We start from the raw sequence: 24,583 nt of genomic DNA, 5'->3' as shown, positions 1-24,583 counted from the left end.
CAGAGAGGATCGCTCATGGCCCAGTTCGCCATCTTCATCTACGGCAACGGCGTCGCCGGCACGCCCGAGGAGCTCGCCGAGCACGACCGGCACTCGGAGGACCTGATCGGCGACGGCTCGCTGACCGCGGCGTTCGCGCTCGCCCCGTTCACGGAGGCGACCTCCGTCCGCGGCGACGGCGTCACGGACGGACCGTACACCGAGAGCAAGGAGATCATCGCGGGCATCGGCATCGTGGAGGCCGCCGACCGGGAGGCCGCCCTCGCCATCGCCCGCCGCAACCCCGCCACCTGGCAGGGCGGCGGCGTGGAGGTCCGCGAGGTGGTCGGCTCGTACATTCGCGCGGGAGAGAGGTCCGATACCCTCCTGCCATGAGCGGTGAGGGATCGACGGAACACGACGCACGACCCGGGCACGATGTCCCGGACAGCAGGGGGCGCACCGGGCTGCACCGCACCGGCCTCGACGCGACCGGAAACCCGTCCGTCCGCGTCACCGATGTGGAGGTCGTGTCCGACGGCTGGCACGTCCTCCGCCGCACCACCTTCGACTACCGCGGGCGTGACGGCGCGTGGGTGACGCAGTCCCGCGAGACCTACGACCGCGGCAACGGCGCGACCGTGCTGCTGTACGACCCCGCCGCGCGCACCGTGCTGCTCACTCGGCAGTTCCGCTTCCCGGCCTACGTCAACGGCCACCCGGACGGGATGCTGGTGGAGGCCGCCGCCGGCCTGCTGGACGGGGACGCCCCGGACGAGGCGATCCGTCGTGAGGCCGCCGAGGAGCTGGGCGTGCGGGTGGGCGACCTCCGCCACCTGTTCGACCTGTTCATGAGCCCGGGCTCGGTGACCGAGCGCGTGCACTTCTATGCGGCCGAGTACCGGCCGGGCGAGATCGTCGGCGGAGGCGGCGTGGCCGAGGAGGGCGAGGAGATCGAGCCGGTCGTCGTGGCGTACGACGAGGCTCTGGCGATGGTCGCGGACGGGCGGATCGTGGACGGGAAGACCGTCATCCTGCTGCAGTGGGCGGCGTTGAATCTGTTCTGAAATTCTTGACGCCACAGTTCAGTTCCATCAGAATGGCCCGAACATGTGAGATTACACATGTTCGGAATCTGAAGGGACTCAACCGTGCAACGTAAGAGCGCGCACTCAATCACCGGGGCTGGGATCGGCCTCGCACTCATCGCTTCCTGCGTCGTGAGCTCATCCGCCGTGGCGGACGACAACGGGGACAGCGCGCTGAGCGCCGTCACCGCAGCGACTCCTGAGACAGTCGCGGCTGCTGCCGCGGTGGCCACAGACACGACCGGGGAGTCCGCCATCGAGGCGACCCTCGCCGGAGTGGATCTCGCCGTTCCGGTCGACCCCGCGGACGGCATTTCGATCGGGCCGAGGGCAGATCACATCACCGTCGCCCTCCCCTTCGCGAACCGGTCCGACGACGCCGTCGTGGAGAAGGCTGGAATCGTGTCGTTCGATAACAACAACGGTTCGACGACCGTCCCGATCGTCCAGAGTGACGGCAGCATCCAGATCAACACCGTCATCGCTGATGCAGCCGCGCCCCGTCGTTATGACTATCACCTGACGGCAGACAACGAGCAGACGCTCCATCTGGCAGACGACGGTTCCGCCTACCTCACCGACGTCGAGGCAAGGCCGACGTTGTACATCGCTACTCCGTGCGCGAAGGATTCCCGCGGCCTCTCGGTACCCACTCACTACGAGGTCACAGGCACCACACTGACTCAAGTCGTGGAATTCACCGAAGACACCGTCTTCCCAGTCGTCGCCGATCCCTGGCTCGGGATCAACCTGGTCGACACGACGGCGTGGAGCGGCAACACGCTGATGGTTTACCCCTCCTGGTATGCCCGCGCCTGGGGCGCCCCCACGATGGCAGGTCTCGCGATGTGGGACGAGGTCGTCAAGCGCGCTCCCTCTGCGAACACGGGCACGATGTACAACCAGTTCTTCTGCCATTGGGACTTCGTTCGGTTCAGGGCCCCGAACAAGACGAGTTGGAACCTGGACAAGAACCGCCCCAACGTCGGATACGCTGCCACCGTTGCCGCAAGCTGTAACCCATGACGAACCGCGGTTGGGCGATCGCAACATGGCTCCTCGTGCTGGTGGCGACGGCAGCGTCGGCCGTCGTCACCTGCTGGTGGTACGCGGTCGACGGCGCGATCATCGAGCGAGCCGACCTGCGCGGATGGAATGGCGAGGAGATGCTGCCTGCCCAGGAGCTCATCTGGGTCGCGGTGAACGTCCAGTTCCTCGTTCTGATCGCCGCTTCGATTCTGACGACGATCGGCATGATTCTGTCCGTTCGGTCGCGAGACCATACACGCCGCGCATCCGCACCCGCCAACGCTTCAAGCGCCTTCAGTGCTGCAGGAACCGCTCCACGAGCAGGCTCACGCCGATGAGCACCATCATCGCGCCCGACAGCTTCCCGACGATCACGAGCGCGCGCGGCCGGGACCGCAGCAGCCGCCGCGCGAGCAGGGCGACCAGCGTGTAGATGACCGCGATGTCGGCCAGCTGGATCGCACCCAGCACCAGCATCTGGACGGCCGCCGGCATCCCGGTCGGCGACGTGAACTGCGGCAGCAGCGCGAGCAGCAGCAGCAGGCCCTTCGGGTTGAACCCGGAGACCCCCGCGCCGCGGAGGAACTGGGAGGCCGCGCTTCCGACGATCGGCTCGCCGTGCGGTCCGACCGGCTCGGCGCGCTTGAGAAGGGCCGTCACCCCGAGCCAGATCAGGTACGCGCCGCCGCCGAGTGTGAGTGTCGTGAGGACGACGGGGAACTGCGTGACGAGCGCGCCGACGCCGAGCGCGACGGCCGCGATCACCAGCGCGTAGGCGGTCAGCATCCCGAGGATCGAGGGCGCCGCGGACTTGGCGCGCACGCCGGCGCCCATGATGTACGCCCAGTCGGCGCCGGGCGTCAGCGTGAGCAGGACGCCGATCGTCCAGAACTGCGCGACCAGTGCGGGATTCATGAGGCAGAAGCTACGGCAATATCCGCGAAAGGTGCTTCGCAATCTGCGCAAGAATCGCCGAAACTACGGGAGAATAGTTTACATGGACAGCCTTGACCGGGAGATTCTTTCCACCCTCCAACAGGACGGCCGCATCAGCGTGACGGAACTGGCCTCCCGGGTCGGTTTGAGCCTGTCGGCCTGCCACCGCCGGGTGCGAGAACTGGAGCAGTCGGGCGTCATCGAGCAGTACCGCGCGGTGGTGTCGCCGACCGCGGTCGGGCTCACGTTCGAGGCGATCGTGTTCGTGACGGTCAGCCGCACCGACCCGGACACGGTCGGCGCGTTCGAGGAGGCGGTGGTCGCCATCCCGAACGTGATCGAGGCCGAACGCCTCTTCGGCGACCCGGACTACATGCTGCGCATCCTGACGCCGAGCCTGGCGGCCTACCAAGAGTTGTACGACGGCGAACTCGGCGGGCTGCCGGGAATCCAGCGGATGACGTCGACGCTGGTGATGAAGCGGCTGGGGTCGGGGGTCGCGGTTCCGTTGGGGTGAGGCCCCGGCGATTCGGCACGAATGTCGTGATTGCCTCACTCAAAGTCGCGATTCGGCACGAATCGTGGCCGAGCTCACCCGTACTTGAGCGTCGCCCCCTGGGACTTCAGGAAGTCGATGTGCACATGGTTGCAGGTGTCGTCGAACGGGGCGAAGTTCTGCACGCTGATCGAGCCGCGGCACTCCGCCTGGCCCAGGCCGGAGCCCTTGGGCACGAGCGGGTCGAGAAGGCGGATGAGCTGGAGGGACTTCGCGTCGCCGCCGGTGAGGGCCGAACCGTTCAGGAGGAAGAAGTCGACCGCGTGGCCGCCGCCGTCCGCGTAGTGCGCGGAGTCGGTGCCTGCGCCCTCGATCTGGCCGGTGCACTTGCGGTTGATGTCGCTGATGCCGACCTGGCTGAAGTTGTCCAGGGCGACCGAGATCGCCTGCAGCACGCGGTAGTCGACGCCGCAGTTCGGGACGACCTTGCCCTCGGCGAGGTTCGCGATCTCCGGGATGTGGTCGGGCGTGGAGCCGACCAGGCGGCCCGCGGCGACCGCGCCCATGAGCTGCACGGCGAGGGCCTGCACGGTGGGCGACACGGCGCTGTTCGTGGTCGCGTCGAGGGCCTGCGGGCTCTCCGCGATGCCGAGGCCGTCGCGGGACACGACCTGCGCGGTGGCGTTGCCGCCGGTCAGGGTCTGCACGGCGAGGGCGGTGCGGGCGGCGCCGCCGACGGAGGCTTCGCCCGTCGTCGCGTACGCCGGGAGGGAGGCGGTGCCGAAGAACGCGGTCAGCGCGACGAGCACGAAGAGGTGGAAGCCGCGGCGGTGGCGACCCTCGGTGTGGAGCTTGCGGTAGATGCCGAGACGCGGGTGGCGGGGGTTCGTGCGGTCGGCGACCGACGGGCCGGCGGCGACCTGCGCGGCGGGGACGGACGACTGCTGCACGGCGGCACGCCGCTCGGCGCGGGACGGGCGGGTCGGCTTGATGACGACGCGCTCGCGGACGACGCGCTTCTTCTTCCGCGGCGCGGTGTGCTGCTCGGCGGCGCCACGGCGGCCGACGGCACTCGCAGCGACGGCGCTCTCGGCGGCGACACTCTGCGCCGCGGGGGCCTCAGCCGCCAGGGTCTCGGCGAACAGGGACGCGATGCCGTCCTCCGGAGCGGCCTGCGGCGCCTGGGCGACGGCACGCGGCTCGGCGACCGGCGCCGCCTGTGCCTTCGCGGCGGCCTGCGTCTTGCGCGCCTGGGCACGCTCGGCCTCCAGAGCGGCACGGCGGCTCATCGGCGCCGGAGCAGCGGGTGCCGCCGGGACGACCGGGGCGGCCGGGGCCAGCGACTCCGCCTGCGTGAAGTCCGTGATCGGGTCGGCGACTGCCTGCGTCTGCTCGTCCACGTCGAGTACGACGGGTCCCCGAGTACTGCGGCGAGGCCGCAGAGGGGCAGAGGACTCGGGCAAAAGGGCCTTCCTGGGACGAACTGAACTCGCCTGGGACGGTCGGGTCCGAGCGCCGCGGGGGGACGACGCTTTCAGGCGTACCGATCATTCTTATCAAATTTCCGCTGGACGTTCTATCAATGCAGACGAATAGATCGCACCAATTCGGGGCACGACGTCGGAGAACGGGACGAACTCGCGGATGAAAGCGGACCACCGGGGAGTGCCGCAGGAGGCCGGGGGCGGGGCGCATCCCGCGCGTTCGGGTCGCGCGGAAACACCCCGGCCCTGACGAAGACGGATGCGGGTTCCGGTCACCTTGAAGGTAACCCTGCGAGTCCACTCAGAGATCACCGGGTACGGCTGGTACGACTGGCGTCCGCCCGCGCGACGGGATGCTAACGAGCCGGAACGCTAGGGGATGGTCACCGCGAGCTCGACGCGGCCGGCGACCTCCTGCAGCGCGACGTCCCCGCGCTCGGCGAGCTGCCGGAGGCCGATCCCCGGCACAGCGGCGGTCAGCACCCCTCCGGAGACGATCACGACCGAGACCCCGTCGCCGGACGCGGCGATCACGTCGAGCGTGACCTCCGACCCGTCGCCATGGCGCACCGCGTTCGCCAGGCCCTCCGAGATCGTGTCGATCACGGCGGCGGCACGCACGGGCTCGCGCAGGCGCTCCCAGACGTCGTCGCCGAACGACGACCGAAGCGGGATGGCGCACGCCCAGCTCTCGACCAGTGCGCTGATCCGCTCGGCGGCGTCCGGCTCCACGCGCGGCGCGCTCAGCTCGGCACGGATGCTCGACACCACCCTGCGCAGCTCGGCCGACGCATCCGCCGACGGTCCCGCCGCGAGGGCGAGCGCGGAGGCGATCAGCTCGGACTGGACTCCCGAGTGCAGCAGCCTCGCGAGCGCGGCCCGCTCGCGCTCGAAGTCGCCTCGAATCGCGGCCGCCGCGCGGATGTTGTCCTGGACCGCTTCCTCGAGCTCGCTCTGATCCCGGTGCACCTGCGCGGTGAGCGAGGCGACGAATGCGACACCGAGGCCGACCAGCCAGTACGAGGCGACCTCGAACCAGACCAGCTCGGGGTCACCGCCCATCAGGCGGACCGTGACCGCGCTGCTCGCCGAGAGCAACAGACCGATCAGGACGTAACCGATCGCGAGGACCACCGCACGCAACGCGGGCGGAGTCCGCGTCGCCGCGAGCCCCAGCAGCACGTTCCCTCCCCACATCACGAGAAGGCCGCACACCAGCGGGGGGAGGCAGAAGAACAGGCCGTACTGCCAGACGCCGAACGGGAGCACCATCACCGCGAACAGCACGGCGAGCAGGAGCGGAGGGGCCGCCTGCATCCCGCCGAGCACGGAGGCGATCCAGTCGCGCTTGCGCACGCGGCCGGCTTCGGACTCCTCCCCTGCCGGGGCGTCCGTGTCGAAGACCCGGTGGCTGGCCGGGCGCACGACCTGCTCCGCCAGCTCGCGGAGCAGGTTCGCGGCGTCGACAGGACGGATACCGTGGCTCTCGGCCGCGACGGTGGCGCGCTCCAGCCCTTCGGAGACGGCGTCCAGGGCGGAGTCCCGCAGACCGCGCGCGCGGTCCGCGGACAGCATCGCATCGCGAGCCGACGCCTCCTGCGCCGCGCGCAGCCGTCGATAGACGCCGAGATGGTCTTCGACGAGCTGGCCTGCGATCGCGATGAGCGAGAACACGGCGACGGTCGTCACCAGGTTGATCGCCATCCGTCCGCCGAGATCACCGGCGTCGACAGGGATGCCCAGCAGCCATCCGGCGGCGAGGAAGAGGACGGGACGGAGGACGCCGACGACGGCGAACACGATGATCACCGTCGCCGCGCGCACCGGAGCCGGCGTGACTCGCAGCAGCGCCCAGCCCACGAGCAGGAGGAGGCCGACCGCAAGATGTTCGACGGAGGCCACCGCGACGACCGCCCACGGTCCTCCGGTCACGTACTGCAGCCCCGACATCACGGTCAGCGCGACCGGGGCCGTGATCAGCCACGTCCACCAGGTGATCGCGTGACGGCCTGTCGCCTGCGCGACGATGCGCCGGACCCGCGACGCGACGGACGGGTTCACAACCCCGACCCCGGGTCGCCGAACGTCGCCGTGTACAGGGTCGCGGCCGCCACCCGCGGGGCGATGCCGTCGTCTCCGGCGAGGCCGAGTGCCTGGAAGACGCGCTCCACGCTCTTCTCGACCGCCCGCACCGAGACGCCGCGACGGCGTGCGATCTCCGCGTTCGTGAGGCCCGCGGCGAGCAGTCGGGTGGTCTCGCGCTGGGCCGGGCTCAGCCGGAGCAGGGCACCCTGCGATCCGGTCGCGCCGGTCAGGTGCTCGACGGGCCGGTCGGCCAGCACGGCCTCCGCGGCGTCGACCAGCTCGGCGACCGAGCCGATCGCGCCTTTGTTGACGAAGGAGGCCCCCTCGACGGTGTCGCGGGCCTGGGCCGCCGCGGCCTCCCGCGACAGGTTGCTGAGGAACATCACGGCGACGTGCGGGGCACGCTCGCGGACGATCGTCGCCAGCTCCACGCCGTTGGGCCGGGAGCCGAGGTCGATGTCGGTCACGAGGAGGTCGGGGTCGGCGTCGTCCACGAGCCGCAGCGCATCCACCGCTGACGGCGCCGCGGTGATCTCGAACCCGCGCTGCGCGAAGGCGTCGGCCACGAGCGAACGCATCAGGGCGTGGTCCTCGACCACGAGCACCCGCCTGCGCCACATACCGACCGCCACGTTGGAAAGACTAACCGGGCGTGGGGTATGTATTGCCCGCATTACGCGCCCCCCGTTCGGGATCAGAACGGTGCAGCTCGGTGGATGTTGCCCGCCCCGGGGTTCGCGCGGCCCGGGGCGGGCGGTCTGGGTCAGCCGCGGACGAACCGCAGCGTGACGAGTTCGAAGGGGCGCAGCGCGAGCGTCGTCCCGGCGTCGCCGGTCACGCGCTCCAGCAGGTCGGTGCGCTCGATCCGCTCGTACGGGAAGCCGACCGCGAGCGTGGTCGACGCCCGCGAGCCGTGCGCCTCGTACAGCCGGACGACGACGTCGCCCGAGCCGTCCTCGGCGAGCTTGACGGTCTCGACGACGACGCCCGCCGACGAGGAGGCGACGAGCGGCTCGACTGCGGCCGCGGCCGGGCGCAGCGGGAGGTTGAGCCGGTAGCCCGCCTCGATCGCCGCGTCCACGCCGCCGACCACGAGGGAGCTGCGCAGCGTGTGCTCGCCCTGATCGGCCTCCGGGTCGGGGAAGAGCGGCGCGCGCAGGAGGGTCTGGCGCACCAGCGAGTAGGTGCCGCCTCCCTCGCGCTCGTGCCGGGTGATGTCGTGGCCGTAGGTCGCGTCGTTGGCGACGCCGACGCCGAAGCCGGGCTCCGCCACATGCACCCAGCGGTGCGCGCTGGTCTCGAACCGGGCGACGTCCCAGCTGGTGTTGGTGTGCGTGGGCCGCTCGATGTGCCCGAACTGGATCTCCGAGCGCGCCGACGTGGTGTGGACGTCGACGGGGAAGCCGAGCTTCAGCATCCGCTGGCGCTCATGCCAGTCGACGTGGGTCTCGATATCCAGCGCGGGCGATCCGGCGGCGAGGGTCAGCGTCTGCGTCACCGTGGAGGCGCCGAAGCGGCGGACCAGGCGCAGCGACACCGACTCGGGCGTCTCGGCGACGACCTCGAGGGACTCCACGCGCGTGAGGTCCTCCCCCGCGAGCCGGTACTCGATGTCGACGTCCCAGGCGTCCCACTGCGTGGGGGTGTCCCGGAAGAGCTGGAGGAGGTTGGCGCGGGTGCCCGCGGGGACCACCTCCCTTCCGGTCGCGAGCTCCACGATCGAGGGGATGAGGCCCTCGGCGTCGACCGTGACGGCGATGCGGTCGTTGACCAGCCGGATGGCGTCGCCGTCGTGCTCGACGCGGGCGTCGGAACCTCGGGACGGGATGCCGATGCCGCCGGGGGCGATCCCGTCCACGGGGTACGGCGAGGCGTTGGCGACAGCGTCGGAATCGGCCGCGCCGGCGGCGAGCGCCGCCAGCGACCTCCCGATCACGTCCTCCAGGCTGCGCGCCACCGCGGCGTAGTTCTCGACGGCCTGGTCGTGCACCCAGCCGATGGACGACCCGGGCAGGATGTCGTGGAACTGCTGCAGCAGCACCGTCCGCCAGGCCTCGCGCAGCTCCTCCGCCGGATACGCCGCGCCGGCCCTGACCGCTGCGGTCGCCGCCCACAGCTCGGCCTCGTGCAGCAGCGCCTCGCTGCGGCGGTTGCCCTGCTTGGTGCGCGCCTGCGAGGTGTAGGTGCCGCGGTGGAACTCGAGGTAGAGCTCCCCCGCCCAGACCGGCGCCGGGTCGAACTCGGCGCGCGCGGCGGCGAAGAACGCGGACGGCGCCGCGACCCGCACGGTCGGCGACCCCTCCAGGTCGGAAGTGCGTGCGGCCGCCGCGATCATCTCGCGCGTCGGCCCGCCGCCGCCGTCGCCGAACCCGAACGGCACGAGGGAGGTGTTCGCGCGGCCCTTGTCGGCGAAGTTCTGCTCTGCGTGAGCGAGCTCTCCGCCGGAGAGGATGGAGTTGTAGGTGTCGACCGGCGGGAAGTGCGTGAAGATGCGCGTGCCGTCGATGCCCTCCCAGTCGAAGGTGTGGTGCGGGAATTTGTTGGTCTCGTTCCAGGAGATCTTCTGGGTGAGGAAGTAGTCCATCCCGGCCTCACGCGCGATCTGCGGGAGGGCGCCCGAGTAGCCGAACGAGTCGGGCAGCCAGACCTCGCGCGGCTCGTAGCCGAGCTCCTCCAGGAAGAACCGCTTGCCCTCCACGAACTGGCGGGCCATCGCCTCCGAGCCGGGCATGTTGGTGTCCGACTCCACCCACATCCCGCCGACCGGCACGAAACGGCCTTCGGCGACCCGCACGCGGATGCGCGCGAACAGCTCGGGGTAGAACTGTTGCATCCACGCGAACTGCTGCGCTGACGAGCACGCGAACACGAAGTCCGGGTCCTGGTCCATGAGGTCGAGGACGTTGGAGAACGTGCGCGCGCACTTGCGGATCGTCTCGCGCACCGGCCACAGCCAGGCGGAGTCGATGTGCGCGTGGCCCACCGCGAACACCCGGTGCGCGGTCGCAGCGGCGGGCGACGCCAGCACGTCGGCGAGCGCCGCGCGCCCGGCCGAGGCGGTCGCGCCGACGTCGAACGGGTCGACCGCGGTCACCGCGTCCTCCAGCGCGGCGAACAGCGCGGCCCGACGCGGCGAGGTCGCCGGGAGCTCGGCGGCCAGGCCGCGCACCGTGAAGATGTCCTGGATGAGTTCCCAGACCTCCCGGTCGCGGTGGACGACGTCCACCCGGCGCAGCGTGTAGATGGAGTCGGTCGGCGCGGTCGACTTCCGGCCGACCGGCGTCGGCCGGAACGACCAGTCCGACCCCACGTCGGGGTTGGAGGCGGCCTCCACGAACAGCTCGAACGACTCCCCCGGCGCCGCCTGCAGCCGCACGTAGTTGTTGAGCGGCTCCAGCGCTTTGACGATCGTGCCGTCGGTCGCCCAGACCAGCCCCTCCGCCTGGAAGCCGACCTGACCGGAGGTGAAGCCGAGGTCGACGACCAGCTCGACCTCGTCCGGCGCCGCCGACCACTCGGCCGGGACCGTCCCGGTCACGCGGAACCAGACCGTTCCCCACGGCCGCCCCCACGGCCTCCCGACGGCGAACGGCTCGAAGGCGCCCTCCGCCGCCTGCGCGAACGGCACCGGCTCGTCCGGCACCTCCCACGCCTCCACGGTCACCGGGACGGACGCCCGCTCGAGGGCGGGCGTCAGGCGCTCGCGGACGAAACGGTCGACCCGCAACTCGGCGAGCTGGTTCTGCTGGTACAAAGAGGACTCCTTCTATATAAGAGGTACGGCTAGCCCTTGACGGCGCCGGCGAGCGCGGACGAGCCGCCCAGCGCACGGGACACGATCACGTAGAGCGCGATGACGGGCACGGAGTAGATGAGCGAGTAGGCGGCGAGCTGGCCGTAGGCGACCGCGCCGTACTGCCCGAAGAACGTGAAGATGCTCACGGCGGCCGGCTGGTTGCCGGGGCTGAGCAGCAGCACGAACGGGACGAAGAAGTTGCCCCACGCGGCGACGAACACGTAGATGAACACCACCGCGATCCCCGGCCGCACGAGCGGGACCACGACCGTCCACAACGTCTTCATGCTGGACGCGCCGTCGACCCAGGCCGCCTCCTCCAGGGAGATCGGCACGGAGTCGACGAAGTTCTTCGTCATCCAGATGGCCATGGGGAGCGATGACGCCGCCATGAACAGGATCGTCCCACCGAGCGAGTCGATCAGGTTGAGCGACACGAACAGGCTGTAGACCGGCACCATCATCGCCGTGATCGGCAGGCAGGTCCCGAACAGGATGGCGTAGAGGAACGGCCGGTTGAACCGGTTGCGGTAGCGCGACAACGGGTAGGCGGCGAGCACGGCGATGACCACGGTGAGGACCGCGCACCCGGCGGACAGCAGGAGGCTGTTCCACAGCGGCACGAACGCCAGCTCAGGTGTGAGCACCTTCTGGAAGTTCTCCAGCGTCCACTGCTTCGGCCAGGCGACCGAGAGGGTCGCGCTGCCGTCGAACGAGGCCAGCACCACCCACACCAGCGGCAGCACGAAGACCACGCCGATCAGCAGCAGGAGGACGTTGGCCGTCCATTTGAGGGCGATGCCGTTGGGCGACGAGAGTCTCATCAGTCCACCTCCGTCTTGAGGGCGCGCACGTAGACGATCGCGAAGACCGCCCCGACGAGCAGCAGGATGGTCGCGATCGCGGTGCCGTAGCCGAGCTCGGAGAATTTGAACGCCTCCTGGTAGGCCAGCACCGGCAGGGTCATGCTCTTGTTGCCCGGGCCGCCGCCGGTCATCACGTAGATGAGCGTGAAGACCGAGAGGGTCTGGAGCGTGATGAGCATGAGGTTGGTGGAGATGCTGCGCCGGATCATCGGCAGCGTCACGAGGAAGAACCGCTTGGCCCCGTTGGCGCCGTCGACCTCCGCCGCCTCGGTGATCTCCGGCGGCACCTCCTGCAGCGCTGCGGAGTAGACCAGCATCGAGAACGCCGCGCCGCGCCAGGTGTTGGCGAGGATGATCGACAGCATCGGGAAGGCGAACAGCCACGACGGCCCGACGATGCCGAAGCCGGCGAGGATCGCGTTGAGCGTGCCGTGCTGGCTGAAGAACGCGTACGACGCGAACGCCGCCACGATCTCCGGCAGCACCCACGCGCCGACCACGAAAGTCGAGACGAGCGCGCCGACCCAGCGGCTGCCGCTGCGCATCAGCAGGGCCAGCACCATGCCGACGATGTTCTGGCCGATCACCGCCGAGCCGATCAGGAAGAGCAGGGTCAGCCAGACCGAGACCGGGAAGTCCGGGCTCTTGAAGAGGTCGATGTAGTTCTGGAGGCCCACCCACTGCGCCGACGCCGCCGCCGAACCGGTGAGCGACATGTTGGTGAACGAGCCGTAGAACGACGACAGGATCGGCCCGACCAGGAACACGACCAGCAGGCCGATCGCCGGAACCAGGGGGACGGCCCGGGCGAGCGAGCGCCGGGCGTGTGCGCGCGAACGTGTCCTCGGACCGCGCGGCGGCCGGACCGGGGTGGTCCGGCCGCGCGCGTCGGTGCCGACGGCATCCAGAGTGGAGGTCACCTTACTTCGACTCCGTCTTGCCCTTACCGACGATCCCCACGACCGAGTCGTCGTAGGTCTTGGCGGCCTGCGCCGGCGTGGCCTGCCCGGTCATCACCGACTCCATCGCCACCTGGATGCCGTTGGAGATCTTCGGGTAGTCCGGGGTCGCTGGGCGGAACTTGGTGACCGCGACCAGCGAGGAGAAGAACTCCGACGTCGGGTTGGACGTCTTGTACTTCTCGTCGTTCGCCACGTCCTTGCGCACCGGGATGCCGGCCGTGTTGATGTTGTACTCGAGCGAGCGCTGCTTGTCGGTCACGAAGGTGATGAACTTCCAGGCCGTGTCCTTCGCCGAGCTCTTGGAGCCCATCGAGAACGTCCAGCCGCCGGAGAGGCTGATCGAGCCGGGCGCGCTGCCGTTCTGCGTCGGCATCTTCGCGGTGCCCATCACCTTGTCCCAGTCGGCCCACGGGGTGGCGCCGGTGGGCAGCCATGCGTTGGAGGCCCAGGAGCCGTCGAGGTTGATCGCCAGCTTGCCCTGCGGCACCAGCTCGTTGTTGATCGTGTTCTGGTAGTTGGTGTCGCTGGTGACCTCCTGGCTCGGGCCGAGGCCGCCCTGGTAGACCTCCTTGATCACGTCGAGCGAGTCGGTGAACGCCTTCGAGCCGGTGATCCACTTGGAGTTGGAGTCGTCGTACAGGCCCTTCTGGCTCGCCCCGTACATGAGCATCTCGAAGCCCTGCATCGAGCTCGCCTCACCGGCGGCCTTGCCGGAGAAGATGTTGAGCGGGATGACGCCGGGGTCGGCGGCCTTGATCTTCTTGGCCGCACTGATGACGTCCTCCCAGTTCTTCGGCTGCCACGGCGTGGGGATGCCGGCCTTGGCGAAGATCTGCTTGTTGTACCAGAGCCCGCGGGTGTCGGTCCCGGTGGGGATGCCGTACACCTTGCCGTCGTCGCCCTTGCCCGCATCCTTGGCGTTGTCGAAGAAGTTGGACCAGTCCGACCACTTGGAGACGTAGGAGTCGAGTGGCGCGAGGTACCCGGCCTGGGCGTCGGCGCGGATGAGGAAGGTGTCCTCGCTCATCACGTCGGGCGCGGTGGTGGCGGCCCGGTTCATGAGAGCGAGCTTGGTGTAGTAGTCGTTCTCCGCGGCCTTGATGGGCACCAGATCGACCTTGGTGCCGGGATTCGCCTTCTCGAAGTCGGTCTTGGCCTTGTTCATGAAGTTGGCCATGATGTCCGACCCGAAATCCTGGAAGGCGACCTTGATGGTCTTGCCGTCACCACCCCCGGACGACGACGAACAGCCCGCCAGTGCGACGAGCGCGGCGGCGGCGACTGCTGCGACCACAACCCTGCTTCGCTTCATCGATGCTCCTTTGCATTGGGGTCCTCCGGCTCCCATGCCGCGGACTCTTCGTAATTTATAAATCAAATTGATTTATAAGTAAAGAGGGTGCGCGAAATCGAGGGTCTGCCCTCGGGTGGGGGGCGTGGCGAAGCCCCGGGCCACTGTGTGCGGTGAACCGGGGCCGAGGGTGTTGCGCCGGACTACTTCCTGCTGAGGCGGCGAAGCCAGGCCGCCACGAGCACGATCGCGGTGATAGTCAAAGCGACGCCGAGCGCGGCGAGTGTGTTCCAGAGGATCATGGTCAGTCAGCACCCCGAAGAAGTGCTCGAAGCACGCTCACTGCTTGTTCAGCAGCAGCCGTCGTCACGGCGACATCTGTTCCATTCCGCAGGGTGACCACGATCGCCGGGCCCGAGCGCAGGACGAGCGCTCTGCCATGGAGACCCGCACGGTAGCCCCACCCGCCCCAACGTAAGGGCTCCAGGATGATCGTCTCCGCTGCGGTCACATCAGCGAGGGCAACCGATACGAGCGTGATTCCGATAGTCGCCGACCGCGCACGCAGACCACGACGATCTATGGTCACCCTGATTCGGGCGAAAGTGTACGACGTCAGAGCGAGGACCGACATGACGATCAGCGCGCCCACGTTCGAGGCATCAACGCCCGCCAAGATCATCGGCACGAAGCCGAAACCGCCTGCCGCGAGGAGGCAGACGACCGATGTGCAGATGAAGAGCGGCACCGACTGACTGTGCGACCAGGCCACGGACTCACTTGAGGTGAGCTCCAGGTCCACGCCTTCACTGACACTGTCGGGCGATGAGTTCGCCGGCGCCACAGCAAACGGCGCCAACCCAGAGAACAGAGCAGCAATAGCCCATAATCCATTGGCGCCGATTTCCTGATCTGGATGGCTGGCGAGACCGGCACTGATCAGCCAAGCCGAGGCCGCTGTTGCAGCTACCGAGCCCGAGATGAGGAACGTGCGGCGGTGGTGGTCGTGGCTCAGCGGGCTCAGTGCAGCGTGCCAGGAGAATGCGGCAGATGTTGCGGCGATCACGAGGGCGGTAATCGCGAAAGCGAGCGTGGGGAGGTGCGAAACGACCTTGTCTCCGGACCATTGGGACGGAAGTTCCGCGGGCAGGATCGACCGCCACGCCACCAGCGACCACACGATCGCTAGGACGGGAAGTGTCGATAGAGCAGCGGCGGCCATCATCCGCAGCGTGCCGGCCCGGGCACACGCCGTGCCGTTCATGACAACTCCTCCAGGTATCTCACCAACTGCTGGCGGGACACACCACGACCCGCTGCTCCCCGAACGAGCGCGTCTACAGCACCCGAAATCTCGCTCGGCAACGATTCGGGCGCCGGCAGAACGCGAGCCCCTTGCCCCCGACGCACTTCGATCAAGCGAGCCACACTGAGACAGGAGTATGCGCGCAGCACCGTGTGGATGTTGACCCCGAGTCCATCCGCCAACTCCCTCGCTGCCGGAAGCTTCTCTCCAGCCGAGAGGGCGCCCTCGCGGATGTCCGTCCGGATGGAATCAGCGATCTGCTCAGCCAGCCCAATGGGCGACGCCCGATCAAGCCTTACTAACATATCGTAACTGTACTAAAAACACTATAGTCACTGAATGGCGTCATCGGCCGCCGGATCCCGGCGCTGTTGCAAGGCGACCCGAATTCGACGGCCAGCAGAGCCGAGCAGGTCGCCCTCCGGCCAGAGCAGGATGAGCAACGCCGCCCACATCGTGAACGCGAAGCTCCACAGCCCCATCGTCACGGCGATCGCGAAGTGCAAGGCTCCGCCCAAAGGGAGAAGGATCAGCCGAGCGCGCACTGGCAGAAATATTGCAATGCCGAGGGCGAATTCGAGCAAGAGGGTTCCCCATGTGACCACCGCGACGGGTATGGGCTGCGCCAGGAGCCAGTCCGTCACGGACCGCAAAGGGCCTGCCGGTCCGAACATCGGGTCGCGAAGCCAGTAATAGACCGCTGAACCGTCGAGCCATTCGGGAACCGCGAGCTTGGCGAGGCAGGCGTTGATGTAGATATACGCCACCTGAACCCGCAAAACCGCGAGCGCTATGTGAGCAGTCATCACCGCGTACGGATGCTTGCGCGGGCGAGACTCGTCGACAGGCGACCAGTGCCATCGTCGACTGTCGGTCACCGAGAGCGGGATCAGCAGCAACGCGAGCACGGCGGCGATCTGGTCGCCGCCGTCGACGACCGTGAGCGACGCCTGGTTTCCGAAGAGCACCCACCATAGAGGAAGGGCTGTGAAGCGAGGACGCCAGCCGGAGGCTGCGATAGCGAGGGCGACAATGCCCACCCATCGCGCCGCCTCGTGGCCGCCCGCCGGCGTGACGCACCACATGCTGAACGCCGCCGGGCCCGCGCAGAACAACTGATCCACACCTGCCGCGGGTCGAATCAGAGTGGATACGGAAGAGGCAAGAAGGGTGCCTATCCCTGACAACGCGATCAGCGTCCGGGCGAGCGCGATATTGGCTGTCCACACCTCCCGTGCCAGCGTCCGTGCGACAATCCGGTCGGCGAAGCTCAACATGCCACATCCAGGTAGATCACCGACACGTCCTGCTTCGCCTGCCCGATGTTGGCCCATGCCCAGGGCGGCGGCAGCGCCCGCGAAATCGCCGTGCGACCGCACAGAGTCGGATCGGGTGACCGGTTCGCCACGCGAGTCCATTCCGCGTCTGAGGCGCTCGCCTCCAGGCATGTCGTGACGGACGAGTCCGCCGAGCACGGAAGCCACTCCCGATCTGCGACTTCTGCGAAGAGCATGCCGATCTCGATTCCCTGAGCCCGCGAGACTCGATTCCACCCGAAGAAGTACTGCGCCTGACTGTGCGGATATGCCGATGCCGACGACCACTGTCCCGAGTTCTGCCGGTACGGCAGCAGTTCGTCTTCCCTCGGCGAGCGGGTGAAGAATCCCCACTGCTCGGGCATGACGGCCTGAATGGAAGTCTTCGCCGCGAGCTGCCATGACGTCGTCAATACGTTTTCGGGCTGGTTCGTCAGATAGACGAATCCGCCCACGAGCGCCCAGAAGGCAAGGGACACCAAGGCGAAAATCGTGACCCGCCGACGGGGAACGTCACCCTCAGCCGACCGGGGCAAGCGGTGACGCTCCTCGTCCAGAAGCGTCGGGTCGCTCATCAGCGCGCGAGTCGAAGGGTGACCTCCGCGATCCACTTCTCGTAGGAGAGCTTCGGCTGCCCTTCCGCAGACCGCGGGCCCGCGTACCAAACCGAAACCGCGACTGCAGCGACCTGCAGAATCGCAGCTCCCGCGTACACCAGAGCGCCCACAGCGAAGAGCACCACCTGGATGCATCGCGGCGTCACGGTGGCGGAATTCGAGCCGTCCGCGTAACCCAGGTTGTCGAGAGTCGTGTCGAGCGCTCGGCCCAGGCCGGCGAACGCATCTCTCACCCGAATGACGTCCCCGCTTTGGGCCTGTGTGGCGAACTGCGTGAAGAACCCAGGATTCTCAGCGCGAATGTCGGCAACGATTCGGTCGATTTCGCTCTCGACCTCACGCGTGATCTGCACCGGAGCGGTCAGGTCGCCGAGCACCCGGCCCGCTTTACCCTGACCGAAGACGACGCCGCGGAACAGTTCCTCGCCGTCGAAGCGTTCACTCGTGACTCCGGCCGCCGTGGTCATCCGCTCCGTCGACGCCGCAGTGGAAGCGGATGCCGCGGTCACACCACTTGCGACCAGCCCTAGGGCCAGCGCCCCCACCACCATCGTCTTCGTCATCTTCCTCATGGGATGGACTCCATTCGTTTCAGCGCCGTCGTTGGCTACTGAAATGTCAACTTATAGAGTCGGCTCCCAAACGTAAAATTTCTCTATAAAAATTAGAGATTGCTCAGCCCCGCCCCACCCGCGGCGAGAACGTCTCGTTCAGCACCAGACACGCCGCCCCCACCGCCGCCACGTCCTCCCCCACCGCACTCCCCTCCAGGAGCACCGGGTGGGTCAGTATCCCCATGTCGATCTCGGCGAGGCACTCGGGGAGCTGGTCGAGGTAGCGCCGCTCGACGCGCGACCAGGACGGGCCGCCGAACACCACCCGGTCCAGGTCGAGCAGCGCGGTGAGATTCGACAGGTAGTAGGCCGTGTTGCGGATGGAGCGGTCCAGGATCGCTGCGGCCCGTTCGTCGCCCGCGTCGGCGGCCTCGGTCAGCTGCGTGAAGAGCGCGTCGACGGCCTCCACGTCGAGCTCCAGGTCCTCGCCGTCGACGACCGGAGACCCCGGAGGCGCGGTCAGCACGCCCGCGAGGAGTCCCTGCATGACGAGGCGGTTCGGCCGCACCGACTCGCCCCAGCAGCCGCGCCGCCCGCACGCGCAGAGCGCGCCGCCCGGGTCCACCAGCACATGGCCGGCGTCGCCCGCGTTGTCGGTCGAGCCGGTGTAGACCTCGCCGCCGAGGACAAGCCCGATGCCGGCGCCGGTGCCGTAGTAGATGAACGCGTAGTCCTTGCTGGCGCCGGCGGGGTCGCGCCAGCGTTCGGCCACGGCAGCGCTGATCACGTCCTTCGCGACCAGCGAGGGGAGGCCGGTCGCGGCGGTCAGCTCGTCGCGGAGGTGGAAGTCGTTCCAGCCCGGGATGAGCGGCGGGCGCACCACGACGCCGGTCGCGGTGTCGAGCGGGCCGGGCGCGGCGACGCCCACGCCGATCACGCGCGACGCGTCGACGCCCGGCGTCGCGAGCAGGGAGCGGATGGCGTCCAGGATGACGGCGAGAGTCGCCTTCGCGTCACCGTCCGGAGGCGAAGGCCGGCGCAGGTGCTCGACCACCTCGCCCTCGAGGTCGAGGAGCACGCAGGTGATCACAGTGGGGTCCAGGTGCACGCCGACCGCGTACGCGCCGGCGGGGTCGAGGCGGAGCAGCGTGCGCGGTTTGCCCGGGCTGCCCTCGCTCTGCTTCCCGGCCTCCCGGATCAGGCCCTGACCGAGCAGCCGCCTGGTGACGTTCGTCACGGTCTGCGCGGACAGGCCGGTGACCGAGGCGAGCTCGACGCGGCTGAGGCCGCCCTCCGAGCGTCGAACGGCGTCCAGCACCACGGTCTCGTTGAACGCGGCGATCGCCGGGAGGTTCGCTCCCTTCGGCACGGCATCCTCCTCCACGCTCGGGTCGCGAACCCGGCGTCCCTCGTAATATACCCACGCACATACAGGTTTCCGGTTCCGTACATCTGTACCCCAGCCCGCGCCCAGCCTGGTGGGGCATCGTGAGAGCCGTGGAGATCGTGGTCGACGTCGTGCTGCTCGTGCTCGCCGTCCTCGCGATGGCGGCGGGGTGGAGCAATGGCGCCATCCGCGCCGCGGGGGCGCTGATCGGGCTCGGGGTCGGGCTCTCGCTCGGGCTCCTCCTGGCGCCGATGGTCGTGGACTGGATGGCCGCCTCCGGGCTGACCGGCGTCAGCCAGCGCTCGATCGTGGCCGCGGTGGTCCTGGTCGTCTGCGCCGGCATCGTCTACGCGCTGGCGACCGCTGCGGCGTCGGTGATCGGCAAGGTGCTCCGGCACGGGCCGGTCAAGTGGGTGGACTCGCTGATCGGGGCGGTCCTCGGCTTGGTCACCTGGGCGGTCGTCGTCTGGCTCGTCGCCGGCTTCGCGATGGCCACCAGCCTCGCGACCGTGGTGCAGGCCGCCAACTCGTCGCAGGTCGTCTCCACCCTGAACAGCATCGCGCCGATCCCGTCCTCGACCGTGCTCGGCGCCGTGGACGACGCGCTCGCCGGGGCCGGCCTCCCGAAGGTGTTCGAAGGCGGTGAGTCGATCAAGACGATCGACGCGCCCGACCCGAACGTCCCCGCCGCGGTCGCCTCGGCGCAGCAGTCCACCGTCACCGTGCTCGCGTCCAAGCCGGCCTGCGGCGTGGACTCCGAGGGCAGCGGCTGGGTCGTGCAGCCGGGCCGTGTCGTCACGAACGCGCACGTCGTCGCCGGCGCCTCGTCGGTCGTGGTCCGGGAGTCCGGCGGCACGACGGTCGACCGGGCGACGCTCGTGGCCTTTGACCCGGAGCGCGACCTGGCCGTGCTCGACGTCACGGACCTCCACGCCCCTGCGCTGCACCTCGGGCAGAACCTGGGCGCGGGCGATCCGGCGTACGCGGCCGGCTACCCCGGTGACGGGCCGTTCACCATCAGCCCGCAGCGCGTCCGCGACCAGCTCACCGCCCGCGGGACGGACATCTACCAGAGCGGCTCGGTGGAGCGGCAGATCTACTCGCTGCGCGGCACGATCCGTCCCGGCAACTCCGGCGGCCCGCTGCTCGACCAGGCGGGCGACGTCGTCGGCGTCGTCTTCGCGCGCTCCACCATCGACCCGCAGACCGGCTACGCCCTGACCCTGAACGAGCTGCACCCGGTGCTCGCCTCGGTCGGCTCGGCGCCGATCAGCTCGGGAGCCTGCTCCGCGGGATGACGACCGGCGCCGTCCCGTGGTTGGCTTGAGCCATGAAGGCTGTCAGCTACACCTCGACCGGCGACTCCGACGTCCTCGTCCTCGGCGAGCGCGCCGAGCCGCACCCCGGCGACGGCGAGGTGCGCGTCCGCATCCACGTCTCCGGCGTCAACCCGACCGACTGGAAGGCGCGCCAGGGCAGCGGCCCGGCCGATCTCCCGCGGCCGCAGGTGCCGAACCAGGACGGCGCCGGAGTGGTCGACGAGGTCGGCGCGGGTGTCGGCACGGTCCGCCCCGGCGACCGGGTCTGGGTGTGGGATGCCGCGTACCAGCGACCGGACGGCACGGCCCAGGAGCTCGTCGTCCTCCCGGAGGCGCAGGTCGTGCTGCTGCCGGAGGGCGTCGGCTTCGACGTCGGTGCGTCCCTCGGCATCCCCGCTCTCACGGCGCACCGCGCGCTCACGGCGCACGAGGGCGTGGCAGCAGAACTCGCGCCGGGCACGCTCGACGGGCGGACGGTGCTCGTCGCGGGAGGCGCAGGAGCGGTCGGCCACGCGGCCATCCAGCTCGCCGTCTGGGCGGGCGCCACGGTGATCGCGACCGTCAGCAGCCACGAGAAGGCCGAGCTCGCGCGTGCCGCGGGAGCCCACCACGTCGTCAACTACCGCGAGCCGGACACGGCCGAGGCGATCGGTGCGCTCGCCCCGCGCGGCGTCGACATCGTCGTGGAGGTCAACGCCAGCGCCAACGCCGAGCTGGACTCGAAGGTCGCCGCCCGGGGTGCGACGATCGCGGTCTACGCCGACGCTCCCGGCTCGACCGACGTCACGATGCCGATCCGACCGGCGATGCAGAAGAACCTGCGCTGGCAGTTCCTGCTCACCTACACGGTCGCGCCGGAGGCCAAGGCGGCCGCCGTGCGGGCGGTGTCGGCGGCCGTCGCGGCCGGAGCGCTGCCCGTGGGCGCCGAGCACGGCCTCCCGATCACGCGCTTCCCCCTGGCGGAGACCGCCGCCGCCCACGACGCCGTGAAGGACGGCGCCGTGGGCAAGGTGCTCATCGACCTGGCGTGAGCACGGCCTCCTCGGAGACCGCAGCCTCGGCGCGCACGCCGCGCGCCAGCCGCACGATCTGCACCACCATCGCGACCGCGGAGGCGACGGCGATGGCCGCCGCGTAGCCGAGCGCGGTGGGCAGCAGCCCGACGACGCCGATCAGCTCGCCCGCCGCCAGCGCGGGGACGCCGTAGGCCAGGTAGCTCACCAGGAACACCCCGGCGAACAGCTCGGCGCGCTGGTCGTTCGGCGCGAGCGGGGCGATGATCCGCAGCATCGCCGAGAATCCGGCGCCGAAGCCCGCTCCCGCGACGACCGCGCCAGCGAACAGCACGGGCAGGAGGCCGGCGCCGATCCCGACGGCGGTCAACGCGATCCCGGCCATGATCGCCGCCATCGCCCAGACGGTCGTGGTCCGTGCCGGCGCGCGGGTCAGCAGCAGCCCGGCGACGGCGCCCACAGCGGGCGGCACGGCGACGATCGCGCCGTTGAGGATGCCGGAGTCCAGGTGGAAGACGCCGTGCAGGATCGACGGGGACAGCCCGATGAACAGCCCGGCGAGCATCCAGGTCGCGAGGAAGAGCGGCAGCGCGGCCACGAACTCGCCGCGCGCGGCACGCGGGATGAACAGCCGCGGCGTCAGCGAGCGCAGAGCGCCGGGACGGGCCGCGACGGTCTCCGGCGACGCCAGCACGACGAGGATGCCCGCGGCGAACAGCAGCGCCAGCGTCACGAAGACGAGCGTCGTCGGCTGCGCCGTGAACTGGACGGCCAGACCGGTGAAGAACGCGCCGAGCGCGATCCCGCCGACGGGGGCCGTCGAGCCGATGGTCGCACCGAGCTTCTTCTGCCGCTCCGGGGCCAGCTCTACCAGGGAGGCGGTGAAGGTGCTCATCGCGGCGCCGGTGGCGACGCCCTGCACGGAGCGGGCGGCGATGATCGACCCGATGTCCTTCGAGAACAGGAACATCAGCATTGCCGCGATCTGGAGCGCGAGCGCGCCGACCAGCACGGGCCGGCGGCCGATGTGGTCGGACAGCGAACCGGCGACGAGCAGTGTGATCAGCAGAGTCACCGCGTAGATCGCGAAGGCGACCGTCAGCAGCCAGGACGGGAAGCCCCACTCCTGCTGGTACAGGACGAACAGCGGGCTGGGCGCGCCGACGGCGAGCGCCACGGCGACGAACGCCAGGGCGGTCCCGGTGAACGCGGCGGTCGGGCGCAGCCGCAGCGAGCGACCGCGCGAGCGCGGCCGGGCGGCGGCGGTCGACCCGGTCGCGAGCGTCGGGCGCTCGAGCGTCGGGCAACTCTCCCCTGCAGTGGACATGTCGGCCTCCTAAAAGCAAATTTGATTGCTTTAACGGACTATAGAACGGGGTCTGGTAAAAAGCAACAATCTTTGCTTTAAGCTATTCCCATGACTACGACCACACCGTCCAAGCGGACGGGCGGACGCAGCGCCGCGGTCATCCACAGCGTGCGCACCGCCGTCGAGGAACTCGTCCGCGAGAAGGGCAGCGAGCGCGTCACCGTGCCGATGATCGCCGAGCGCGCCGGGGTCAACCCGACCAGCATCTACCGGCGCTGGGGCGACCTCCCGACCCTCCTCAACGACATCGCCACCTACCACCTCGACCCCGACCGTCCGCTCGCCGACCGCGGCGACCTGCACGACGACCTCACCGACTGGGCGAGCGGGATCGTCACCCACTTCCGCAAGCCGGTCAACGCAGCCCTGCTGCGCGGCGGCGCGGGCGCTGCGGGTGAGCGCACCTCCGACTGCCTCCGCAACCGGCGCATCGAGGCGGGGATGCTGCTCGCGCAGCACCCCGAGACCGGTGTGACCGAGGACGACGTGATGGACGTCGTGATCGCCCCGATCGTCTACCGCGTCATCTTCCAGCCGTGGGCGCTGGGCGACACGACGGCGGAGGACGTGGTTGCGCGACTCTTCCGGCCGGGGCCCGGCTCGGCCCGTTAGGCGGCATCCCGGCCCGCTAGTCTCGTCAGAATGGCACGCCGACCCCGCACCGAACAGGAGCGCGCCGCCGCCCGCTCCGGCTGGGCGGTCGGCGTCGCGACGGCGCTGTACGGCATCTCGTTCGGCGCGCTCGCGACCGCGTCGGGACTGGACGTGTGGCAGGCGTGCGTCCTCAGCCTCGTCATGTTCAGCGGCGGCTCGCAGTTCGCCCTCATCGGCGTGCTCGCGTCGGGCGGGGTCGCCGCCGGCGGCACGGCCATCGCCTCCGCCGCCCTCCTCGGCGTGCGCAACTCCTTCTACGCGCTGCGCCTGTCGCGCATCATCGGCCCCGGTTTCTGGAGGCGGACCGCGGCCACCCAGCTCACCATCGACGAGTCCACCGCGGTCGCCACCGCCCAGACCGAGCCGCGCGCACAGCGCATCGGGTTCTGGGTGACCGGACTCGTCGTTTACCTCGGCTGGAACCTGATGACCCTCGCCGGGGCGCTCCTCGGCAACCTGATCGGCGACGTGAAGGCGTACGGCCTGGACGCGGCGGCGGCCGCGGCGTTCCTCGGACTCCTCTGGCCACGGCTGAGGGCGCGCCAGACCCAGGCGGTCGCCGTCGCCGCCGGATTCGTTGCGACCCTCCTGACGCCCGTCCTCATGCCGGGCCTGCCCGTGCTCGCGGCAGCGGTCGTCGCGATCGTGTTCGGCGTCCTCAACCTGTTCGGCCGGGGCGACGACCGGCCGCATCCCGACCCGATCCCGATGGAACGGGAGGTCGAGCCGTGACGACCTGGAACATCATCCTGCTCGGTTCGATCGCCGTGCTCGCGCTCAAGGCCGTGGGCTGGCTCGTCCCGCCCAAGGCTCTCGACCACCCGGTGGTCGCGCGCACGAGCGACCTGCTGACGGCCGCCCTGCTCGCCGCGCTGATCTGCGTGCAGACCTTCGGCGCCGGGCAGTCCCTGCATCTGGACGCGCGACTCCCCGCGGTCGCCATCGCCGCGGGGCTGTACGCGCTGCGCGTGCCGTTCATCGTGGTGGTGCCTGCGGCCGCCGTCGTCGCGGCACTCATCCGGCTGCTGACCTGACG

At 69.6% G+C, this 24,583-nt stretch carries 25 protein-coding genes; 10 read left to right on the top strand and 15 right to left on the bottom strand.

Annotated features, from left to right (window positions below):
- Nucleotides 1-15: 15 nt before the first annotated feature.
- The 4 genes from ACFRFH_RS06085 to ACFRFH_RS06070 all read left to right on the top strand — a co-directional run bounded on the left by ACFRFH_RS06085 (nucleotide 16) and on the right by ACFRFH_RS06070 (nucleotide 2,434).
- Nucleotides 16-375: a YciI family protein gene (locus ACFRFH_RS06085; RefSeq protein ID WP_382462090.1), complete on the top strand. Its 360-nt coding sequence runs from the start codon at nucleotides 16-18 to the stop codon at nucleotides 373-375.
- Nucleotides 372-1,046 carry an NUDIX domain-containing protein gene (locus ACFRFH_RS06080; RefSeq protein ID WP_382462089.1) on the top strand — a complete coding sequence of 225 codons (675 nt, stop codon included), beginning with the start codon at nucleotides 372-374 and terminating at the stop codon, nucleotides 1,044-1,046. The genes ACFRFH_RS06085 and ACFRFH_RS06080 overlap by 4 nt, the downstream gene beginning before the upstream one ends.
- Before the next feature lie 84 nt (nucleotides 1,047-1,130).
- Complete coding sequence (locus ACFRFH_RS06075) at nucleotides 1,131-2,093, top strand: DUF2599 domain-containing protein (protein ID WP_382462088.1); 963 nt, start codon at nucleotides 1,131-1,133, stop codon at nucleotides 2,091-2,093.
- The gene (locus ACFRFH_RS06070; RefSeq protein ID WP_382462087.1) at nucleotides 2,090-2,434 is read left to right on the top strand and encodes a hypothetical protein; all 345 of its coding nucleotides are present in this window, start codon (nucleotides 2,090-2,092) and stop codon (nucleotides 2,432-2,434) included. The genes ACFRFH_RS06075 and ACFRFH_RS06070 overlap by 4 nt, the downstream gene beginning before the upstream one ends.
- On the opposite strand, the gene ACFRFH_RS06065 is transcribed toward ACFRFH_RS06070, so the two are convergent.
- The gene (locus ACFRFH_RS06065) at nucleotides 2,391-3,011 is read right to left on the bottom strand and encodes a LysE family translocator (protein WP_382462086.1); all 621 of its coding nucleotides are present in this window, start codon (nucleotides 3,009-3,011) and stop codon (nucleotides 2,391-2,393) included. The genes ACFRFH_RS06070 and ACFRFH_RS06065 overlap by 44 nt on opposite strands.
- A gap of 82 nt (nucleotides 3,012-3,093) precedes the next feature.
- Here ACFRFH_RS06065 and ACFRFH_RS06060 point away from each other — a divergent pair, with 82 nt between their 5' ends.
- Nucleotides 3,094-3,549 carry an Lrp/AsnC family transcriptional regulator gene (locus ACFRFH_RS06060; RefSeq protein WP_382457762.1) on the top strand — a complete coding sequence of 152 codons (456 nt, stop codon included), beginning with the start codon at nucleotides 3,094-3,096 and terminating at the stop codon, nucleotides 3,547-3,549.
- A 74-nt stretch (nucleotides 3,550-3,623) separates the two neighbouring features.
- Here ACFRFH_RS06060 and ACFRFH_RS06055 read toward each other — a convergent pair whose 3' ends face one another.
- The 13 genes from ACFRFH_RS06055 to ACFRFH_RS05995 form a co-directional block, all read right to left on the bottom strand.
- Nucleotides 3,624-4,928 carry a hypothetical protein gene (locus ACFRFH_RS06055; protein WP_382462085.1) on the bottom strand — a complete coding sequence of 435 codons (1,305 nt, stop codon included), beginning with the start codon at nucleotides 4,926-4,928 and terminating at the stop codon, nucleotides 3,624-3,626.
- Between the two features lie 456 nt (nucleotides 4,929-5,384).
- The gene (locus ACFRFH_RS06050; RefSeq protein WP_382462084.1) at nucleotides 5,385-7,073 is read right to left on the bottom strand and encodes a hypothetical protein; all 1,689 of its coding nucleotides are present in this window, start codon (nucleotides 7,071-7,073) and stop codon (nucleotides 5,385-5,387) included.
- A complete protein-coding gene (locus ACFRFH_RS06045; protein WP_382462083.1) occupies nucleotides 7,070-7,729 on the bottom strand; it encodes a response regulator in 660 nt (219 codons plus the stop codon). The genes ACFRFH_RS06050 and ACFRFH_RS06045 overlap by 4 nt, the downstream gene beginning before the upstream one ends.
- Before the next feature lie 131 nt (nucleotides 7,730-7,860).
- Entirely contained in the window at nucleotides 7,861-10,851 is a 2,991-nt protein-coding gene (locus ACFRFH_RS06040) for an alpha-mannosidase (protein ID WP_382462082.1), read from the bottom strand.
- Between the two features lie 29 nt (nucleotides 10,852-10,880).
- Nucleotides 10,881-11,717, bottom strand: coding sequence for a carbohydrate ABC transporter permease (locus tag ACFRFH_RS06035; RefSeq protein ID WP_382462081.1), 837 nt, complete (start codon nucleotides 11,715-11,717; stop codon nucleotides 10,881-10,883).
- Complete coding sequence (locus ACFRFH_RS06030; protein ID WP_382462080.1) at nucleotides 11,717-12,679, bottom strand: carbohydrate ABC transporter permease; 963 nt, start codon at nucleotides 12,677-12,679, stop codon at nucleotides 11,717-11,719. Before ACFRFH_RS06030 ends, ACFRFH_RS06035 begins: the two co-directional genes overlap by 1 nt.
- A gap of 1 nt (nucleotide 12,680) precedes the next feature.
- The gene (locus ACFRFH_RS06025; protein WP_382462079.1) at nucleotides 12,681-14,033 is read right to left on the bottom strand and encodes an extracellular solute-binding protein; all 1,353 of its coding nucleotides are present in this window, start codon (nucleotides 14,031-14,033) and stop codon (nucleotides 12,681-12,683) included.
- Nucleotides 14,034-14,316: 283 nt separating this feature from the next.
- Complete coding sequence (locus ACFRFH_RS06020; RefSeq protein ID WP_382462078.1) at nucleotides 14,317-15,276, bottom strand: hypothetical protein; 960 nt, start codon at nucleotides 15,274-15,276, stop codon at nucleotides 14,317-14,319.
- Nucleotides 15,273-15,623 (bottom strand): GntR family transcriptional regulator, encoded by a 351-nt coding sequence (locus tag ACFRFH_RS06015; protein ID WP_382462077.1) that lies wholly within the window; start codon nucleotides 15,621-15,623, stop codon nucleotides 15,273-15,275. The genes ACFRFH_RS06020 and ACFRFH_RS06015 overlap by 4 nt, the downstream gene beginning before the upstream one ends.
- Before the next feature lie 27 nt (nucleotides 15,624-15,650).
- Nucleotides 15,651-16,595: a sporulation-delaying protein SdpB family protein gene (locus ACFRFH_RS06010; RefSeq protein WP_382462076.1), complete on the bottom strand. Its 945-nt coding sequence runs from the start codon at nucleotides 16,593-16,595 to the stop codon at nucleotides 15,651-15,653.
- Entirely contained in the window at nucleotides 16,589-17,209 is a 621-nt protein-coding gene (locus ACFRFH_RS06005) for an SdpA family antimicrobial peptide system protein (RefSeq protein WP_382462075.1), read from the bottom strand. The genes ACFRFH_RS06010 and ACFRFH_RS06005 overlap by 7 nt, the downstream gene beginning before the upstream one ends.
- Nucleotides 17,209-17,814 (bottom strand): hypothetical protein, encoded by a 606-nt coding sequence (locus ACFRFH_RS06000; protein ID WP_382462074.1) that lies wholly within the window; start codon nucleotides 17,812-17,814, stop codon nucleotides 17,209-17,211. The genes ACFRFH_RS06005 and ACFRFH_RS06000 overlap by 1 nt, the downstream gene beginning before the upstream one ends.
- A gap of 112 nt (nucleotides 17,815-17,926) precedes the next feature.
- The gene (locus ACFRFH_RS05995; RefSeq protein WP_382462073.1) at nucleotides 17,927-19,174 is read right to left on the bottom strand and encodes an ROK family protein; all 1,248 of its coding nucleotides are present in this window, start codon (nucleotides 19,172-19,174) and stop codon (nucleotides 17,927-17,929) included.
- A 128-nt stretch (nucleotides 19,175-19,302) separates the two neighbouring features.
- Here ACFRFH_RS05995 and ACFRFH_RS05990 point away from each other — a divergent pair, with 128 nt between their 5' ends.
- Nucleotides 19,303-20,490, top strand: a complete 1,188-nt coding sequence (locus ACFRFH_RS05990; RefSeq protein WP_382462072.1) for a MarP family serine protease — start codon at nucleotides 19,303-19,305, stop codon at nucleotides 20,488-20,490.
- 32 nt (nucleotides 20,491-20,522) lie between these two features.
- Nucleotides 20,523-21,542: an NADPH:quinone reductase gene (locus ACFRFH_RS05985; protein WP_382462071.1), complete on the top strand. Its 1,020-nt coding sequence runs from the start codon at nucleotides 20,523-20,525 to the stop codon at nucleotides 21,540-21,542.
- Here ACFRFH_RS05985 and ACFRFH_RS05980 read toward each other — a convergent pair.
- Nucleotides 21,526-22,851, bottom strand: coding sequence for an MFS transporter (locus tag ACFRFH_RS05980; protein WP_382462070.1), 1,326 nt, complete (start codon nucleotides 22,849-22,851; stop codon nucleotides 21,526-21,528). The genes ACFRFH_RS05985 and ACFRFH_RS05980 overlap by 17 nt on opposite strands.
- A 90-nt stretch (nucleotides 22,852-22,941) precedes the next feature.
- Here ACFRFH_RS05980 and ACFRFH_RS05975 point away from each other — a divergent pair, with 90 nt between their 5' ends.
- From ACFRFH_RS05975 to ACFRFH_RS05965, 3 genes are read left to right on the top strand one after another with little or no spacing between them, the layout of a single operon-like run.
- Complete coding sequence (locus ACFRFH_RS05975; RefSeq protein WP_382462069.1) at nucleotides 22,942-23,505, top strand: TetR/AcrR family transcriptional regulator; 564 nt, start codon at nucleotides 22,942-22,944, stop codon at nucleotides 23,503-23,505.
- A gap of 30 nt (nucleotides 23,506-23,535) precedes the next feature.
- Complete coding sequence (locus ACFRFH_RS05970) at nucleotides 23,536-24,279, top strand: AzlC family ABC transporter permease (protein ID WP_382462068.1); 744 nt, start codon at nucleotides 23,536-23,538, stop codon at nucleotides 24,277-24,279.
- Complete coding sequence (locus ACFRFH_RS05965) at nucleotides 24,276-24,581, top strand: AzlD domain-containing protein (protein WP_382462067.1); 306 nt, start codon at nucleotides 24,276-24,278, stop codon at nucleotides 24,579-24,581. The genes ACFRFH_RS05970 and ACFRFH_RS05965 overlap by 4 nt, the downstream gene beginning before the upstream one ends.
- Nucleotides 24,582-24,583 lie beyond the last annotated feature (2 nt).

The organism is Leifsonia sp. NPDC056824 (assembly GCF_042789575.1).
Taxonomy (GTDB): domain Bacteria; phylum Actinomycetota; class Actinomycetes; order Actinomycetales; family Microbacteriaceae; genus Leifsonia.
Note: the sequence above shows the minus strand (reverse complement) of the source record. Positions and strands in the feature narration are given on the sequence as shown.